The sequence below is a fragment of the Buttiauxella sp. WJP83 genome (genome assembly GCF_027594725.1).
Classification (GTDB): domain Bacteria; phylum Pseudomonadota; class Gammaproteobacteria; order Enterobacterales; family Enterobacteriaceae; genus Buttiauxella; species Buttiauxella selenatireducens.
Window position 1 is genome coordinate 799,344 of the sequence record NZ_CP110080.1, and the last position, 20,120, is coordinate 819,463.

5 protein-coding genes are annotated in these 20,120 nt (G+C 53.0%); 3 read left to right on the forward strand and 2 right to left on the reverse strand.

Annotation, left to right across the window (positions count from 1 at the left end; translation table 11 throughout):
- The first annotated feature begins 164 nt into the window (after positions 1 to 164).
- From OH773_RS03780 to OH773_RS03790, 3 genes are read left to right on the forward strand one after another with little or no spacing between them, the layout of a single operon-like run.
- Positions 165 to 5,561: a retention module-containing protein gene (locus OH773_RS03780; protein ID WP_270143157.1), complete on the forward strand. Its 5,397-nt coding sequence runs from the start codon at positions 165 to 167 to the stop codon at positions 5,559 to 5,561.
- 10 nt (positions 5,562 to 5,571) lie between these two features.
- Positions 5,572 to 16,770, forward strand: a complete 11,199-nt coding sequence (locus tag OH773_RS03785; RefSeq protein ID WP_270143159.1) for an Ig-like domain-containing protein — start codon at positions 5,572 to 5,574, stop codon at positions 16,768 to 16,770.
- A gap of 59 nt (positions 16,771 to 16,829) precedes the next feature.
- Positions 16,830 to 17,180 carry a tryptophan synthase subunit beta gene (locus OH773_RS03790; RefSeq protein ID WP_270143161.1) on the forward strand — a complete coding sequence of 117 codons (351 nt, stop codon included), beginning with the start codon at positions 16,830 to 16,832 and terminating at the stop codon, positions 17,178 to 17,180.
- 278 nt (positions 17,181 to 17,458) lie between these two features.
- Here the strand turns inward: OH773_RS03790 and lapD are convergent, their stop codons facing one another.
- Positions 17,459 to 19,396, reverse strand: coding sequence for a cyclic di-GMP receptor LapD (gene lapD, locus OH773_RS03795; RefSeq protein ID WP_270143163.1), 1,938 nt, complete (start codon positions 19,394 to 19,396; stop codon positions 17,459 to 17,461).
- Between the two features lie 9 nt (positions 19,397 to 19,405).
- Positions 19,406 to 20,116 carry a cysteine protease LapG gene (lapG, locus tag OH773_RS03800; protein ID WP_270143166.1) on the reverse strand — a complete coding sequence of 237 codons (711 nt, stop codon included), beginning with the start codon at positions 20,114 to 20,116 and terminating at the stop codon, positions 19,406 to 19,408.
- Positions 20,117 to 20,120: the final 4 nt, after the last annotated feature.

Here is a 20,120-nt window from a genome sequence, read left to right on the forward strand (position 1 = left end):
ATAACTGTGTTTTTTTCTACATTTATTAATTAACGATAAAAAAGGAATGTCCATTAATGGGCATTTCTATTATTTCGTTGTATTCGATGAGTGAAAAAATAATGTTATTAATTATTTAAATTATCGCGACATTCATAAAAATAAGATATTCAAGAGAGGGAACGGTGAGCAATTTACTCGGTGTCATCAGAGCAGTAATTGGCCAGGTTTATGTAATCGAAGCAGATGGCTCACAGCGTCTCTTGAAAGAAGGTGACCGAATCTACAGCGGTGAGGAGATTGTCACAGGCAGTAGCGGCGCGGTCAGCGTCTCTTTGCCCGATGGAAAAACGTTGGATCTCGGGCGCAATAGCCACTGGAGTGAACACGGTCTAACCGCGGTAAATAGCACGGAACATGAAGCCCAGGATGTCGCTTCGTTACAAAAAGCCATTGCTGATGGTGCTGACCCGACCCAATCCTTAGAAGCTACCGCCGCAGGTAACCAAACCCCAGAGCCCATTGTTGGCGGCGGCGGGGGTCATACCCACGTCCAACTGGAGTTAACCGGGAAGATAATCGATCCGACTGCCGGTTTTAACACTCAGGGCCTGGGCGCGCCAACATGGACGCATGAGTTGCCCGAAGGTGCCAGGACGGCGGGTTCTCCTCCCGTTCTCCCTCCGTTAGTTCAGATTGATGATTTTGCGGGTAACGATGGCTTCATTAACAAAAATGAAATAAATCACACCACTATCAACGGCACCAGTAATCAGAATCATGTGACGCTGACGTTTACCGATAGCCAAAAAAACACATTGACGATTGAAGTGGATGTCAAAAATGGTCACTGGACAACACAACCTGATTTAAGTGGTCTTGCTGAAGGCGAGATTACTGTTATCGCAACCGCCACAGATGTCTCTGGCCGCAGCGCGCACAGTACCGTCAATGCGGTTATTGATATTACCGATCTCCATGACAACATCACCATTGATAACGTGACGGCAGATAACGTTATCAATATTGCCGAATCCCACCATGCGCAGACGTCCGTTCATGGCACGGTCTCCGGGGATGCCAGAATCGGCGATAAAATTACCCTCACCGTGAATGGGCATGAATACACTGACGTGGTTATCGACTTGGGAAATGGTGTGTTGGGATATCGCATTGATGTTTCCACCCAGGGGCTGCTGGCTGACCCGAACATCCATGCCACTGTTACCTCAACGGATGAAGCCGGTAACACGACTCAAGCCTCTTCTGACCATCACGTTGAAATCGATCTCGACGTTCATAACAGCCTCACAATCCAAACCGTGGCAGGCGATGACATCGTTAATACTGCCGAATCCCGTATGCCAACCATGATAACGGGTGTGGTCGGTGGCGATGCTAAGGCAGGCGACCCGGTTACCGTGACGGTAGGTGGCCGCGATTTCTACGGTGTTGTCGTGAACGATAACGGCCAGTTGCACTACGAAGTGCCGGTTCCAACCCGCCTTCTCAAAGAAGGGGCTAATGGCGTACAAGTCCAGCTCGTCAGCCACGATGCGGCGGGTAACGAAGCGATCTCCATTGAGCACAAAACCATCGTCCTCGATACCCAGGCACACAACACCCTGAGCATCGACACTGTAGCCAGTGATAACACCGTGAATACCGCTGAATCCCGCATGCCGACTCTTATCAGCGGTGAAGTCACGGGTGATGCGCAGGTCGGCGATCACGTGGTGGTCAGCGTCAACGGTAAAGAGTTTTATGGCGCTGTCACCGTCGATGAAAACGGCCACCTGCGCTATGAAGTGCCGGTGCCGACCGATGCGCTGGCTGAAGGCAGTAATGCCGTGCAGGTGATGGTGACGGGTGTCGACGCCGCCGGTAACACGGCGATTGCGGTGGAACACAAAACTATCGTGCTCGATACCCTGGCGCACAATGCCCTGACCATCGACACCGTGGCCAGTGATAACACCGTGAATACCGCCGAATCCCGTATGCCAACCCTGATCAGCGGCGAAATGACCGGTGATGCGCAGGTCGGCGATCACGTGGTGGTCAGCGTTAACGGCAAAGAGTTCTACGGCGCGGTCACCGTCGATGAAAACGGCCATCTGCGCTATGAAGTGCCGGTGCCAACCAGTGCCCTGACCGAAGGCAGCAACGACGTGCAGGTAATGGTCACCGGAGTGGATGATGCCGGTAATACCGCGATTGCGGTGGAACACAAAACCGTGGTGCTCGATACCCAGGCACATAACGCGCTGACCATCGACACCGTGGCTGGGGATAACGTGGTCAATGCTGCCGAATCCCGCATGCCAACATTGATTAGCGGTGAAGTCACGGGTGATGCGCAGGCAGGCGATCACGTGGTGGTCAGCGTGAACGGCAAAGAGTTCTACGGTGCGGTCACCGTCGATGAAAACGGCCACCTGCGCTATGAAGTGCCGGTGCCGACCGACGCGCTGCTCGAAGGCAGCAACGACGTGCAGGTAATGGTGACGGGCGTCGATGATGCGGGTAACACGGCGATCGCTGTCGGGCACCAGACCGTGGTGCTTGATACCCAGGCACATAACGCTCTGACCATCGACACCGTGGCCGGTGATAACACCGTCAATACCACCGAATCGCGCATGCCAACTCTTATCAGCGGTGAAGTCACCGGCGATGCGCAGGTCGGCGATCATGTGGTGGTGAGCGTGAATGGCAAAGAGTTCTATGGCGCGGTGACCGTCGATGAAAGCGGCCATCTGCGCTATGAAGTGCCGGTGCCGACCGACGCGCTGCTCGAAGGCAGCAATGCCGTGCAGGTGATGGTGACGGGCGTCGATGATGCGGGTAACACCGCGATTGCGGTGGAACACAAAACCGTCACGCTCGACACCCAGGCGCACAATACCCTGACCATCGACACCGTAGCCGGTGACAACACCGTGAATACCGCTGAATCCCGTATGCCAACTTTGATCAGCGGTGAAGTCACCGGTGATGTGCAGGCGGGCGATCACGTAGTGGTGAGCGTTAACGGTAAAGAGTTCTACGGTGCGGTCACCGTCGATGAAAACGGCCATCTGCGCTATGAAGTGCCGGTGCCGACCGATGCGCTCCTCGAAGGCAGCAATGCGGTGCAGGTGATGGTCACCGGTGTCGATGATGCGGGTAACACCGCGATTGCGGTGGAACACAAAACCGTGGTGCTCGACACCCAGGCGCATAACACTCTGACCATTGATACCGTGGCGACTGACAACGTGGTCAACGCCAGTGAATCCCGCATGCCGACATTGATTTGTGGCGAAGTGACCGGTGATGCGCAGGTCGGCGATCACGTAGTGGTGAGCGTCAATGGCAAAGAGTTCTACGGTGAAGTGACCCTCGATGAACATGGCCATCGACGCTACGACATTGCGGTGCCGACAGACGCTCTGTCCAAAGGCAGCAATGACGTGCAGGTGATGGTGACGGGTGTCGATAATGCGGGCAACACCACCATTGCCGTCGAGCACAAAACTATCGTGCTCGATACCCAGGCGCACAATGCCCTGACCATCGACACCGTCGCCGGTGACAACACCGTGAATACTGCCGAATCCCGCATGCCGACTCTTATCAGCGGAGAGGTCACGGGTGATGCACAGGTTGGCGATCACGTGGTGGTGAGCGTCAATGGCAAAGAATTCTACGGTGAAGTGACCCTCGATGAACATGGCCATCGGCGCTACGACATCGCGGTGCCGACAAACGCCCTGACCGAAGGCAGCAATGACGTGCAGGTGATGGTGACCGGCGTCGATGATGCCGGTAACACCGCGATTGCCGTCGAACACAAAACCATCGTCCTCGATACCCAGGCGCATAACGCGCTGACCATTGACACCGTAGCCGGTGACAACACCGTGAATGCAGCCGAATCGCGCATGCCAACCTTCATCAGCGGTGAGGTCACCGGTGATGCGCAGGTCGGCGATCACGTGGTGGTCAGCGTCAACGGCAAAGAGTTCTACGGTGAAGTGACCCTCGATGAACACGGCCATCGACGCTATGACGTGGCCGTGCCAAACAGCGCCCTGTCCGAAGGCAGCAATGACGTGCAGGTGATGGTGACGGGTGTCGATGATGCGGGTAACACCGCAATAGCTATTGAGCATAAAACCGTCACGCTCGACAGCCAGGCTAAAGCGACCATCACGATTGATGATGTCACTAAAGACAATGTGCTAAACCACACGGAACTGGATAAAGCGCACCAGTTGATCAGCGGCGTGGTGGATGGCGATGCGCGTAAAGGCGACGTGGTTGAGCTCGACATTAACGGCCATAAATACACCGGCAACGTGATTGAGCTGAGCGACGGCACGCTGGGCTATCACATCCCGGTGGACTCCTCGGCGTTCAGTAACAATCTGGGTGAAATCGACACCGACGTTAAATTCACCGCCCGCGTGACGTCCCACGACAAAGCGGGCAACGAGGTGATTCAGACCACCGATCACACCGTACACATTGATAACCATGCCAACAACGGCGTGACCATCAACACCGTTGCGGGCGATAACGTAGTCAACAAAATCGAGTCCGAAGGGCCGACGCACATCACCGGTATCGTCAACGGGCCGGATGCGAAAGCGGGTGATCATGTGGTGGTGCGCGTGGACGGGCACGACTTTAAAGGTGACGTGTTCGCGGATGCGCGCGGCAGACTGCACTACGACGTGGCGGTGCACAGCGACCTGTTGCACGAAGGGCAAAACGACGTGCAGGTGACGGTCACCAGCCATGACGGCGTGGGTAACGAAGCGGTTGCTACGGAGCACAAAACCGTCACGCTCGACAGCCAGGCTAAAGCGACCATCACGATTGATGATGTCACTAAAGACAATGTGCTAAACCACACGGAACTGGATAAAGCGCACCAGTTGATCAGCGGCGTGGTGGATGGCGATGCACGCAAAGGCGACGTGGTTGAGCTGGATATTAACGGCCATAAATACACTGGCAACGTGATTGAGCTGAGCGACGGCACGCTGGGCTATCACATCCCGGTGGACTCTTCAGCGTTCAGTGATAACCAGGGTGAAATCGACACCGACGTTAAATTCACCGCCAGCATCACCGCCCACGACAAAGCGGGCAACGAGGTTATCCAGACCACCGAACACACCGTACACATTGATAACCATGCCAACAACGGCGTGACCATCAACACCGTTGCGGGCGATAACGTAGTCAATAAAGCCGAGTCCGAAGGGCCAACGCACATCACCGGAATCGTCAACGGGCCGGATGCGAAAGCGGGTGACCATGTGGTGGTGCGCGTGGACGGGCACGACTTTAAAGGTGAAGTGTTCGCGGATGCGCGCGGCAGACTGCACTACGATGTGGCAGTGCACAGCGACCTGTTGCACGAAGGCCAGAACGACGTGCAGGTGACCGTCACCAGCCATGACGGCGTGGGTAACGAAGCGGTTGCGACGGAGCACAAAACCGTCACGCTCGACAGCCAGGCTAAAGCGACCATCTCGATTGACAGCGTCACCGACGACAACGTGCTAAACCACAGCGAAACTGGATAAAGCGCACCAGTTGATCAGCGGCGTGGTGGATGGCGATGCACGTCAAGGCGACGTGGTTGAGCTCGACATTAACGGCCATAAATACACCGGCAACGTGATTGAGCTGAGCGACGGCTCGCTGGGTTACCAGATCCCGGTGGACTCCTCGGCGTTCAGTGATAACCAGGGTGAAATCGACGGTGATGTGACGTTTACCGCCAGCATCACCGCCCACGACAAAGCGGGCAACGAGGTGATTCAGACCACCGATCACACCGTACACATTGATAATCACGCCAATAACGGCGTGACGATTAACACTGTTGCGGGCGATAACGTAGTCAACAAAATCGAGTCCGAAGGGCCGACGCACATCACCGGTATCGTCAACGGGCCGGATGCGAAAGCGGGTGATCATGTGGTGGTGCGCGTGGACGGGCACGACTTTAAAGGTGACGTGTTCGCGGATGCGCGCGGCAGACTGCACTACGACGTGGCGGTGCACAGCGACCTGTTGCACGAAGGGCAAAACGACGTGCAGGTGACGGTCACCAGCCATGACGGCGTGGGTAACGAAGCGGTTGCTACGGAGCACAAAACCGTCACGCTCGACAGCCAGGCTAAAGCGACCATCACGATTGATGATGTCACTAAAGACAATGTGCTAAACCACACGGAACTGGATAAAGCGCACCAGTTGATCAGCGGCGTGGTGGATGGCGATGCACGCAAAGGCGACGTGGTTGAGCTGGATATTAACGGCCATAAATACACTGGCAACGTGATTGAGCTGAGCGACGGCACGCTGGGCTATCACATCCCGGTGGACTCTTCAGCGTTCAGTGATAACCAGGGTGAAATCGACACCGACGTTAAATTCACCGCCAGCATCACCGCCCACGACAAAGCGGGCAACGAGGTTATCCAGACCACCGAACACACCGTACACATTGATAACCATGCCAACAACGGCGTGACCATCAACACCGTTGCGGGCGATAACGTAGTCAATAAAGCCGAGTCCGAAGGGCCAACGCACATCACCGGAATCGTCAACGGGCCGGATGCGAAAGCGGGTGACCATGTGGTGGTGCGCGTGGACGGGCACGACTTTAAAGGTGAAGTGTTCGCGGATGCGCGCGGCAGACTGCACTACGATGTGGCAGTGCACAGCGACCTGTTGCACGAAGGCCAGAACGACGTGCAGGTGACCGTCACCAGCCATGACGGCGTGGGTAACGAAGCGGTTGCGACGGAGCACAAAACCGTCACGCTCGACAGCCAGGCTAAAGCGACCATCTCGATTGACAGCGTCACCGACGACAACGTGCTAAACCACAGCGAACTGGATAAAGCGCACCAGTTGATCAGCGGCGTGGTGGATGGCGATGCACGTCAAGGCGACGTGGTTGAGCTCGACATTAACGGCCATAAATACACCGGCAACGTGATTGAGCTGAGCGACGGCTCGCTGGGTTACCAGATCCCGGTGGACTCCTCGGCGTTCAGTGATAACCAGGGTGAAATCGACGGTGATGTGACGTTTACCGCCAGCATCACCGCCCACGACAAAGCGGGCAACGAGGTGATTCAGACCACCGATCACACCGTACACATTGATAATCACGCCAATAACGGCGTGACGATTAACACTGTTGCGGGCGATAACGTAGTCAACAAAATCGAGTCCGAAGGGCCAACGCATATCACCGGTATCGTCAACGGGCCGGATGCGAAAGCGGGTGATCATGTGGTGGTGCGCGTGGGCGGGCACGACTTTAAAGGTGAAGTGTTCGCGGATGCGCGCGGCAGACTGCACTACGACGTGGCGGTGCACTCAGACCTGTTGCACGAAGGGCAAAACGACGTGCAGGTGACGGTCACCAGCCATGACGGCGTGGGTAACGAAGCGGTTGCGACGGAGCATAAAACCGTCACGCTCGACAGCCAGGCTAAAGCGACCATCACGATTGATGATGTCACTAAAGACAATGTGCTAAACCACAGCGAACTGGATAAAGCGCACCAGTTGATCAGCGGCGTGGTGGATGGCGATGCGCGTCAAGGCGACGTGGTTGAACTGGATATTAACGGCCATAAATACACCGGCAACGTGATTGAGCTGAGCGACGGCACACTGGGCTATCACATCCCGGTGGACTCCTCGGCGTTCAGTAATAACCTGGGTGAAATCGACACCGACGTTAAATTCACCGCCCGCGTGACGTCCCACGACAAAGCGGGCAACGAGGTTATCCAGACCACCGAACACACCGTACACATTGATAACCATGCCAACAACGGCGTGACCATCAACACCGTTGCGGGCGATAACGTAGTCAACAAAATCGAGTCAGAAGGGCCGATGCACATCACCGGTATCGTCAACGGGCCGGATGCGAAAGTGGGTGACCATGTGGTGGTGCGCGTGGGCGGGCACGACTTTAAAGGTGAAGTGTTTGCGGATGCGCGCGGCAGACTGCACTACGACGTGGCGGTGCACAGCGACCTGTTGCACGAAGGGAAAAACGACGTGCAGGTGACGGTTACCAGCCATGACGGCGTGGGTAATGAGGCGGTTGCGACGGAGCACAAAACCGTCACGCTCGACAGCCAGGCCAAAGCGACCATCTCGATTGACAGCGTCACCGACGACAACGTGTTAAACCACACGGAACTGGATAAAGCGCACCAGTTGATCAGCGGCGTGGTGGATGGCGATGCGCGTAAAGGCGACGTGGTTGAGCTGGACATTAACGGCCATAAATATTCCGGTAACGTAATTGAGCTGAGCGACGGCACACTGGGCTATCAAATCCCGGTGGACTCCTCGGCGTTCAGTCATAACCAGGGTGAAATCGACACTGACGTTAAATTCACCGCCCGCATCACCGCCCACGACAAAGCGGGCAACGAGGTGATTCAGACCACCGAACACACCGTACACATTGATAACCACGCCAACAACGGCGTGACCATCAACACCGTTGCGGGCGATAACGTAGTCAACAAAATCGAGTCCGAAGGGCCAACGCACATCACCGGTATCGTCAACGGGCCGGATGCGAAAGTGGGTGATCATGTGGTGGTGCGCGTGGACGGGCACGACTTTAAAGGTGAAGTGTTCGCGGATGCGCGCGGCAGACTGCACTACGATGTGGCAGTGCACAGCGACCTGTTGCACGAAGGCCAGAACGACGTGCAGGTGACGGTCACCAGCCATGACGGCGTGGGTAATGAGGCGGTTGCGACGGAGCACAAAACCGTCACGCTCGACAGCCAGGCCAAAGCGACCATCTCGATTGATGATGTCACTAAAGACAATGTTCTAAACCACAGCGAACTGGATAAAGCGCACCAGTTGATCAGCGGCGTGGTGGATGGTGATGCGCGTAAAGGCGACGTGGTTGAGCTCGACATTAACGGCCATAAATACACCGGCAACGTGATTGAGCTGAGCGACGGCTCGCTGGGTTACCAGATCCCGGTGGACTCCTCGGCGTTCAGTGATAACCAGGGTGAAATCGACACCGACGTTAAATTCACCGCCAGCATCACCGCCCACGACAAAGCGGGCAACGAGGTGATTCAGACCACCGAACACACCGTACACATTGATAACCATGCCAATAACGGCGTGACGATTCATACCGTCGCGGGTGATGACATCGTTAGCTTTAAAGAGTCCCGGCACGACACCCTCATCAAGGGCGATGTCACCGGGCCGGATGCGAAAGCGGGTGACGTTGTGGAAGTGCGCCTGGATGGGCATGTTCAGCCGTTCTTCGGCAAGGTGTCTTATGAAAACGGCCATCTTGTCTATAAAGTTGCCGTGCCGAGTAGCGCACTTAAAGAAGGTGGAAATAATGTCACCGTGACGGTGACCAGCCACGATAAGGTGGGTAACGAAGCGATTGCGACCGAGCATCATAACGTCACGCTGGATACTCATGCGGATGCTTCTATCACCGTTGATCGTGTCACCAAAGATAACACCCTGAGCCATGCTGAAATGGCTGAGCAAAAGCAGTTGATCATCGGAACGGTCGGGGGTGATGCGCATAAAGGCGATGCCGTCATTCTGGACTTTAACGGGAACAAATATACCGGCCACGTTATCGAGATGGGTGACGGCACGCTGGGCTATAAAATCCCGGTGGACTCTTCGGCATTCGGTGATAACAACACCAAAATTGACGGGAATGTGAAATTCACCGCGTCCGTCACCTCCCATGATGCCGTCAACAATGAAGTGACGGTGACGACTGAACACACGGTTCATGTCGATAACTTCGCGGTTACTGGTCTGACGATTAATACCATATCAGACGATGGCTATGTCAACGCCGTAGAGTCAGCGGACGATACGCTGATTACCGGCGGCGTGAGGGGTGATGCAAAAGAAGGTGATCCGGTTGTAGTGACCGTCAATAACCAAACTTTCACTGGCGTAGTGGTGAACGACCACGGCAATTTGCGCTACGAAGTTCCGGCGCCAACAAGTGCGCTGCACGAAGGCAAAAATGATGTGGTGGTGACGCTAACCAGCCACGATGCGTTGGGTAACGAAGCCATTGCGACGGAGCATAAGCACGTCACGCTGGACACCCACGCTGATGCGAGGATTACGCTTAATGGTGTCACCGAGGACAACATACTCAATCACCATGAGCTGGCCCAGCCTAAGCAGACCATCACTGGTACGGTGGATGGCGATGCCAAAGTGGGTGATATTGTCACCATCGAGATTAACGGGCACACATACTCAGATACGGTTGTTGATCTGGATGGCAAAGGCCATCTGGGTTACCACATCGCCGTTGATTCCTCGGCGTTTGGCAAAAATAGCGAAGGCGAAATAGACCGGGACGTTAACTATACCGCCTCGGTGACCTCTCATGATGCGGCGCACAACGAAGTCACAGTGACCACCGATCACACCGTTCATATCGATAACCATGCCAATAACGCGATAACGATCAACACCGTGGCAGGTGATGACTGGGTTAGTGCTGCGGAATCCAACAGCGCCACGTTTATCAGTGGCGATGTGAGTGGCACGGATGCAAAAGTCGGTGACCCGGTGGTGGTGAATGTTCAGGGCCACAACTACAACGGCAAGGTCGTGGCTGATGCTAACGGCAACCTGCATTACGAAGTGGCGATCCCGCGCGGAGTCCTTCATGAAGGCGATAATGCGGTGAAGGTGACGGTGACCAGTCACGACGCGGCACACAACGTTGCACATGCGGTGCTCACGCATAATGTCTCGGTTGATACCCACGCGAATGCCACGATTTCGATTGATTCGGTTACCGACGATAACATCCTGAACCACGATGAGCTGGCGACACCAATGCGACTGGTTAGTGGCGGTGTTGACGGTGATGCGAAGCTGGGTGATATGGTCAACCTGGATATTAACGGCCACCATTACAGCGGTAGCGTTATCGATTTAGGTAACGGCAAGCTGGGTTACCAGATCCCGGTTTATTCCTCGGCGTTCAGTGATAATCAAGGCAAGATTGATACAGATGTTAAATTCATCGCCTCCGTTACCTCGACTGACCACTTAAACAACGTTGTGACCGTGACCACCGAGCATACGGTGCATATCGATAATCATGCCGAGGCGGGTATCACCATGGACATCGTCTCGGGTGATAACACCATCAACCAACTGGAAGCTAAACAACACACGACCAAAGTTTCCGGTACCGTTAGCGGCGATGATGTGCACGCGGGCGATAAAATTATCGTCACGGTGAATGGGCATAACTATGAGATAACCGTGGAGCCGCAGCCGCATCTCAATGGCGCTCTCGGCTATAGCCTGGATGTTCTTACCAAAGATGTGCTGGCGGATCACAGCATTACCGCCCATGTTGTCGGCCATGACAGTGTCGGTAACGAGCAACTGGCGGAAGTGACCACCACCATGACGGTGGACCGGGAAGCGGTGGCGACGATTACCATCGATCCGGTGACCGCCAATCATGACAATATGATCAATGGCAAGGAGTCGCAGAACGAATTCACCAACGTGACCGGCAGCGTCGATGGTGATGCCAAAGAAGGTGATCTGGTCACGCTGAATATCAACGGTATTGACTACACGGGCAAGGTGGATGCGAACCACCAATACAACATTCCGGTCAGCACTCATGATTTGATGGCGGGTAAGCACATCACGGCAAGTGTGACGGCGACTGACCAGGCCAACAACGTGACAACGGCACACGCGACGCAGGATATTATTGTTGATACTCAGGCGATTGCGCATATCTCCGTGGATTCAGTCACTGACGATAACACCCTGAATAATGCTGAACTGAAGCATGGTTACACCTTAGTCAGCGGAACGGTGACAGGAGAAATGCATGTCGGCGATCCGCTGAAGCTGGAAGTGAATGGCCATGAATACAATGGATTAGTGGAAGACCTGGGGAGTGGCAAGATGGGTTACCACATTCCGGTGAACACGGCTGATATTCAGGCCAACTCCACCATCCACGCCAGCATCAGCGTGACCGATACGGCGGGGAACAGCGTTACGGCCACCGACAATCATCAGGTGATTATTGACGACCACGCCGATGCGTCGGTGACGATCAATATCGTCTCTGGCGACGATGTTCTCAATCACCACGATCAAAAATTTAGTACTACCACGATCAATGGTCGGGTTAGCGGCGACGTTAAGATTGGTGATGTGGTAGATGTGACGGTTGATGGCCATGTTTACCACGCGACCGTTGGGCCGCAGAGCTTCCTCGGTGGTGGGCTTGGCTATTCCATTGATGTTTCTACGAAAGGTTTGCTACACGATCCGCATATTGTGGCTACCGTCAATGCCTCCGATACGGCTGGAAATACCATCACAGCGGGTGCGACTCACGATGTCTCAAGAGATGACCGTGCGAACGCAACCATCACTATCGATCGCGTCACCGACGACAACACGATAAACAATGCTGAAGCCCATAAAGACCACACCGCGATCACCGGCCATGTCACGGGCGATGTGCATTCGGGTGATCAGGTTGAACTGACAGTCAACGGGCAGCACTACTATGGGAATGTGAGCGATAAAGGCACTTACAGCATTGATGTCAGCACTGCCGATTTGATTTCCGGTGGTCATAAACCGGATATTCATGCCTCAGTAATGGGCTCAGATCTGGCTGGGAATACGGTATTGGCTGAATTCGATCGCGTTGTGAATATTGATACGCGCGCGGATTCTGAGATAAAAATCGGTTCATTGGAACTTAACAGTTCCAGAGATTTTTGGGTGATTGAAGGAACCGTCGGCGGTGATGCGAAAGAAGGGGATGTGGTCAAGATCTTCGCTGGTGGCAAAACCTATGAAACGCTGGTTCAGCGCTTCCCGGATGGCCATCTTGGTTTTAACGGCGATCATTTAATTGACACTACGACCGGTCAACCTGTCTACATCAATGCTCATGATTTAGACAATAATGCGGATGTTAGCGTACAGATAACCAGTACCGATCCGTACGGTAATACTGAAACGGCAACCGCTCAGGTTCATGCTAACGTGCCAGGTGGTACTAACAATAACAACGGTACCGATCATAACGGTGGCACCACGACACCACATTACAGCGATCCGCATGCGACGATCACCATCAACACGGTTGCGGGTGACAACACCATTAACCAAACCGAGTCTGGCTCTCCAACGACGATCGTGCGCGGCACCGTGTCAGGTGATGTTCAGGCTGGCGATCATGTGACGGTGCATATTGGCAATGTAGATTATGACTGCATCGTTACTGAGCGCCCAAATCTGCCGGGTGAATTGGGATATGAAGTCAGCGTTGATACCAAAGACCTCATGGCAAACCCGAACATCACGGCAAGCGTCACGGCACATAATGGCGGTACGGTGACTCATGTCGTTGATGCACAGACAAAAGTGCACGTTGATACTGATGTTAGCGCCACGATCCACCTGGATAAGATTGCCGGCGACAACACCATAAACATCGCAGAAGCGAAGAACGGCACCACCACCATTAGCGGAACCGTAACGGGTGATGGCGTGCATGATGGCAGCAATGTCACGTTGACGGTTAACGGGCACAAGATCACAACGCAAGTACACGAAGATCCGAACACGGGTGTGATGACATTCAGCAAAGATGTCAGCATCGACGATTTGCGCCAGCATCCTCAGGTCACTGCCAGCGTGGATGGACACGATGAACACGGCAACGTGATTACGGTGACGGATAACACAACCGTTACCGTTGATACCGATGTTTCTGCGCATGTCACCATCGATAACGTAACGCCTGATAACGTCCTTAACCTGAGTGAAACACGCAACGTGAATACCGACATTACCGGTACAGTTTTAGGTGATGTGGAGCAGGGCGATCATGTGACGATCACCGTCAATCATCATAAGTATGATGCCGTGGTGGACGGCAGCAAGAATTACAAAGTGAGTGTCCTCACCAGCGATCTGGTACAGGGGAAAACGATCACCGCTGAGGTCACCGGACACGATGCGGCGCAAAACAGCATCACCGTGACGGAAACTCACGGGCTTTCTGTTGATACCACCGCCGAAGGCTCCATCACCATAAACACGGTGTCGGGCGACAATATCCTCAGTGCCAATGATCTCAGCGCCAAAACGACGGAAATAAGCGGCACGGTGGGTAAAGATGCGCGTATTGGTGATGAAGTAAAAATCACGCTCAATGGCCACGAAACTGTTGTAAAGGTGGCTGAACTGCCTGATATGAACGGGCAGTTAGGCTACACAATGAAGGTCAATACCGACGATTTAAAAGCGGAATTAGACGCTGTATTAAAGGCTCATCCAAATGAACAGCCACATATTACCGTGACGGTCTCAGGCAAAGATGATGCGGGTAATGACTTTAGCCAAAGTGAATCCAGAACGGTAACTATTGACGATCATGCCGTTGTTGCTTTGAACATCAATGACGTGACTGACGATAACGTGCTGAATAGCGCTGAAAGCAAACAGGCGCTTACGGAGATTAGCGGTACGGTCAGCGGTGACGTGCATGTTGGCAATAATGTGATTGTGCACGTTAATGGCAACGACCTGATTGTCCCAATTGAAAAAGATGCGAGTGGCAATCTTACCTTTAGCGTGAAAGTGCCGACCTCAGATCTGCTCCAGAACCCGCAGATCACCTACACGGTGACCGGAACCGATGCGGTGGGAAACACCGTGACTGTTTCTGAAAACAACACCATTACCGTTGATCAGAAGGCATCAAACAGCATTCATATCGATACCGTGGCGGGTGACGATAAAGTGAATATTAAAGAGTTCGGCCAACCGACAACGCATGTTACGGGCACGGTAACGGGCGATGCCCATGCCGGGGACCCGGTCACGCTTACCGTTAATGGCAATACGTTCACTGGCGTTGTTGCCGATCATGACGGCAAGCTCACATACGATATTGCTGTTGATAATAGTGCACTTAAAGAAGGCCCGAACAGTGTGGAGGTATCGGTAACCGGGAAAGACGCCGCAGGTAACACGGCAACGTCGACTGATACGCATAACATTACACTCGATACCCATATTGACGGGTCGATAACCATTGCCCCTGTCGCGGGCGACAACGTGATTAATGCCAAAGAATCTGCTCATGTTTCCGTCGCTGGCACGGTTGATGGTGATGCGCGGGATGGTGATAAGGTCACCCTGAATGTGAATGGCCACACCATCCAAACGAAAGTGAAGATGATTGATGGCCATTTGGGTTACGACGTTAAAGTTGACAAAGACTGGCTGCACGAAGGGACGAACAGCGTCCATGTGAGTGTGAAAGTCCGGGATGATGCAGGCAATACCACCACCGCGTACCAGACTCAGCATGTCAAAATGGACACCCACGCGGACGCGACGGTGACCATCGATCCTGTAGCAAAAAACGACGTTGTGAATGCGCAAGAGGCTAAACATCTTTCTGTTACCGGCACGGTGGAGGGTGATGCGAAAGTGGGGGACAAGGTGACCCTGGAAGTGAACGGCCATACTGTCATCACTGACGTGAAACTGATGGGCAATCACTTAGGCTACGACGTGAGTGTTGATAAAACGTGGCTGAAAGAAGGTGGAAACGACCTGAAAGTGAGCGTGGACGTCACCGATGGCGTGAAGAACCATTATACGGCACTGGCGACTCACCCTATTTTCGTCGACACCAAAATCGATGCCTCTATCAGTATCGATCCCGTCGCCCAAAACAACATCATCAACGCGAAAGAATCTGAGCACATCTCTATTACCGGCACGGTGGAGGGTGATGCGAAAGACGGTGATTTTGTTACGTTGCAAGTCAACGGTCACAGTATCCAGACCAAAGTTGTGCCGGTGGGTAACCACCTGGGTTACGACGTTAAAGTCGATAAAGACTGGTTGCACGAAGGGACTAACAGCGCCCATGTGAGTGTGAAAGTCTCGGACGGTGCAGGCAATACCACCACCGCGTACCAGACTCAGCATGTCAAAATGGACACTCACGCAGACGCGACGGTCACCATCGATAAAGTCACCGGCGATAACCACCTCAATGCCCATGAATTACTTCAACAACAGACTCATATTACCGGGCAGGTTGAAGGGGATGTTCATGATGGTAGCCGGGTCACCGCCACTGTTAATGGGCATGAATACAGCTCACTTGTTCATGACGTCAATGGCCACTTAACGTATGACATTGCGATGGAAACGTCGGCACTTCATACCGGGCATAACAACGTCAATGTTTCAGTGACGGCGAAAGATAGCAATGGCAACACAACACCTGTCTCACATGACGTGGATGTGACTGTGGCGGCCGAACATCACAAGCACCACGATCATGGTTTAAGTAACCTGTTTGACGACAGCCATGATTCGCTGACTTTCGATCTCCATCACTCTGAAAAAGGCCATCACAGCAGCGATGATCATCAACTCTTCAGCGGAAAAGCGAGCGACGATCATGAGAAAATTGATCTGAGCGATCTGGCGCATGAGCTGCATGAAGGGGCGGATATCACGCAGCTTATCAAAGGCGGCGATGCTCATGACGGAAAGGGCGATGTCGCGCATTCCGTCCACACGGGCGGTGATCCTTCTCATTTAGTGAATCATGATTCTCATGGTTCATCGAGCTATTCACTGGATCATTTGATAGCCAAACCCGAGCATTACTCACATTAATTGACTCACACCGCCCTCACCGGGCGGTGTGTTTCGCATGCAATTCAAAGGGTGCAACAATGTATTACGTACAACGAAATGATGATGGCCAGTTGATCCGGGTTGAGAACGCGCCGTTTAGTGGTATGACGGGGGAAGTTTTGGCTGAAACGGCTGAAATTTCAGCCTGGAAAAATGCCGGTAGTGTCGTGGACGAAAGCATGCACAATCGCGAGTTGCTGCAAAAAAGTGACCTGGAAATGGTGCGCGTATTGGACGACCTGATTTTTCTGTTAATCCAAAAAGGCGTGATTACGATTACTGACTTGCCAGAAATGGCGCAGGTTAAGCTGATGAATCGCGCGCAGGCTCGCCAGGGGTTAGGCGGATTAGAAGGACTTCTGAACAGCGACGATCAAGGCATTTTCTAAATAGCCGTCATAGTTCAAGTTGCAGGGGTGTTGGCTACGTTCACTCACCCGAATCACTTACTTTAGTAAGCTCATCGGGATTCGTTCTCTTGCCGCCTACCTGCAACTCGAACTATTTAGGCTATTCATTTTTTAGTGAGGTATTTATACCCAAAATAATTCGAGTTGCTTGAAGGCGGCAAAGCCGTAAATCCCCAGGAGCTTACTTGAGTAAGTGACTGGGGTGAGCGGGTGCAGCCAACGCATAAGCAGCTTGAAGTATGACGGGTATAGATGCCTCAGAAGGGCGCTGGCTCCCCCAGTAACTGCCCCATCGCCCCATAAATCCCCACTTCTTGCAGAACCCGCAACTCACCTTCCGTTTCAACGCGTTCGGCAATCAACGGCAAATCAATGTTGTGGGTCGCGCTGTGCAGCACATCAATAAACAGCCGCTTATCATTCTCGATATCAATATGACGGATGTAGCTGGAATCGATTTTCAGGTACGCCAGTCCCCACTGCGAGAAGTGGCCAATCATATCGAAGCGGCTACCAAAGTGTTGCAGACCCAAACCACAGCGGTGTTGATTAAGCATTTTCACAAACACTTCCATCATTTCTGGCTTCGGCATCTGGTTCTCATCCAGCTCCAGAATTAAACGACGGGCAAGCTGGGGATGGTGCTTCAACGGACTGAGCAATTGCTTAATGGTGGTTTCATTGGTCAGAGAACTGCCCGACAAACTCAGCGCAAGTTGCCCCGAATAGCTTTTCAACTGCTTCAATGTCAGACCTAACATCACCTGATCCAGACGGTGGCTCCAGCCAAATCGATGGATCCACGGCAGGAAACGGCCTGCGGTAATGCTATTGCCATCTTCATCCAACATTCGTGATAACACCTTGTAATGAATGATGTTTTTTGGATTTTTGCAATCCACCACGGGCTGGAAGAATAACTGGAACTGTCCGTTACTCAACGCATTATCCAGACGGGTGAACCACAGATGCTGATCTTCAGTCGCTGCGCTGTCGGGGACAGGTAAATCGTTAGTCTGATGAGTGGTACGTGTTTCGGCTTCCACTAACACGCGATCCGCCTGGACGAGCAGCGATTGCGGCGTATCACCGGAATTAAAGGGCACCATCCCGGTATGGGCGACAGGGCTGATATCTGACATGCCCGTCGCATAAAACGCGGAAAGCTGCTGTGTCAGCGAGTGTTGCAGATTCACCATTTCGCCGCGCGTGACGCCTGGGCAAAGCAGGGCGAATTCACCCCCACGGATACGCGCCAAAATACTGTCTGCCTTGGCATGCTGGCTTTTCACCACGCTCATCATGTCAGCAACATGCTTGAGCAGATTATCGGTATGCGGGCCGCCAAAACGTTGGTTCAGGCCACTGAGATCCTGAATACGCAGCAACAGCAAATAACCGGGTGCTGTCTCTTCATCGCTTAATCGGGACTGCATTTGCATATCGAATGCACGACGGTTAGCAATACCGGTTTGGCTATCAAGATAGGCTTCATTGTGCAGACGTTCGCTGTGCTCTGCCTGATCCTCAAACAGCGATTTGAGCTTGGTGACCATCAGGTTCATGGCTTCGACGACGCGGCGTAACTCAGGGGTCTTTGGCAAATCGAGTTGCGTCAGATATTCGCGTCGGGTAATTGCTTGCGACTGCTTAACCATATAATTGAGCGGGCGTAACTGGCGGCGTAACAACATGGCACCTGCCAGAATACACACGGCGCTGCACGCCAGCATCCAGAGTAAATTCGCCAGCGTGCTGTCCCATAAACGTTTTATGGCAAAAACTGGGTTGCTGACCACTTCGACGCGCGCCGCTTGCTGCCAGCCGCGCATAATCGTCGCTTCACCCGCTTGTGGTTTCACATCGACCAGGCTGATGAACCAATGAGGAACATCCGGGATTGATGCCGTAGTACTGCGCTCAAAAAGAGGTTTATCGTTACTCTGATCAACAATGCGGATCGAATTGTAATAGCCGCTATCAAAAATCGAGCTGACCATCAGTTCGATCATCGCCGGATCGTCAACGTGGGGTGTCAGCGACAGACCTAATGCGGTTGCGGCATCCTGAGCATGTGATAGCAGCTGATTCGTGTACTGATCCCGCGAACTTTCGAGATTAACCACAAAGCTGCCGCTGAAAATAATCAGCATAAAAAGAAAAATAGCTATCAGAAGCTGTTTGAAAAGTGACACAGGCTCATCCTATTCATCAATCGGGAATCCTTCTTCCCGCATTTTTTTTAATACATCTTGCCAGCGAGAAAGGTGCTTACTATCCCCGACACGTTTATTATTTTGACTGCCTGGTAACCACAGCCCACTATCATTAAAAGAGTAAACCGGTAATAAATCTGCGCGTTGTGTGGCGGGCAAGAGTTTATTTGTCAAACTGTCAAGAACCACCGGGATCGCATCGGGTGTTTCATACCAGGTTAACACCATATGCGCGCGATTAAGCCGAATGGCTTTAACGTAGGTAATTCGCAGTTTTTCCCCTGAAATACCTAAATGGCGTAATGTGAAATATTTAGCGAGCGCATAATCTTCACAATCCGCTTCCCCTTTACGGAGTGATTCCACCGGCGTTGCCCAATAATCAATGGTATTCCAGATTTCGCTATCTTCGCGGTAGTGCAGTTGTTGGTTAAAAAATAGATTAACCGCATTTAATTGTTCAGATTCACTTTTATTTCTCTGCTGCAAAAGCAGTTGCTGCCAGGCATCAATACGTTTTTTTGCATCAGAACTGGCAGGGCCATATAGCTGGTCGGCGCGTTGCTGAATGCTGGTAAAGTCCCAGGCGGCACGTAACGAGTTCCCCAGGAATAATAACAACAGCCCCCCTGATAATATAAGGTTCGTTGATAATCTTCTGGCGCTGTGCTTGCTTGTCCTGGGAAAGAACGTTGTCATCTAA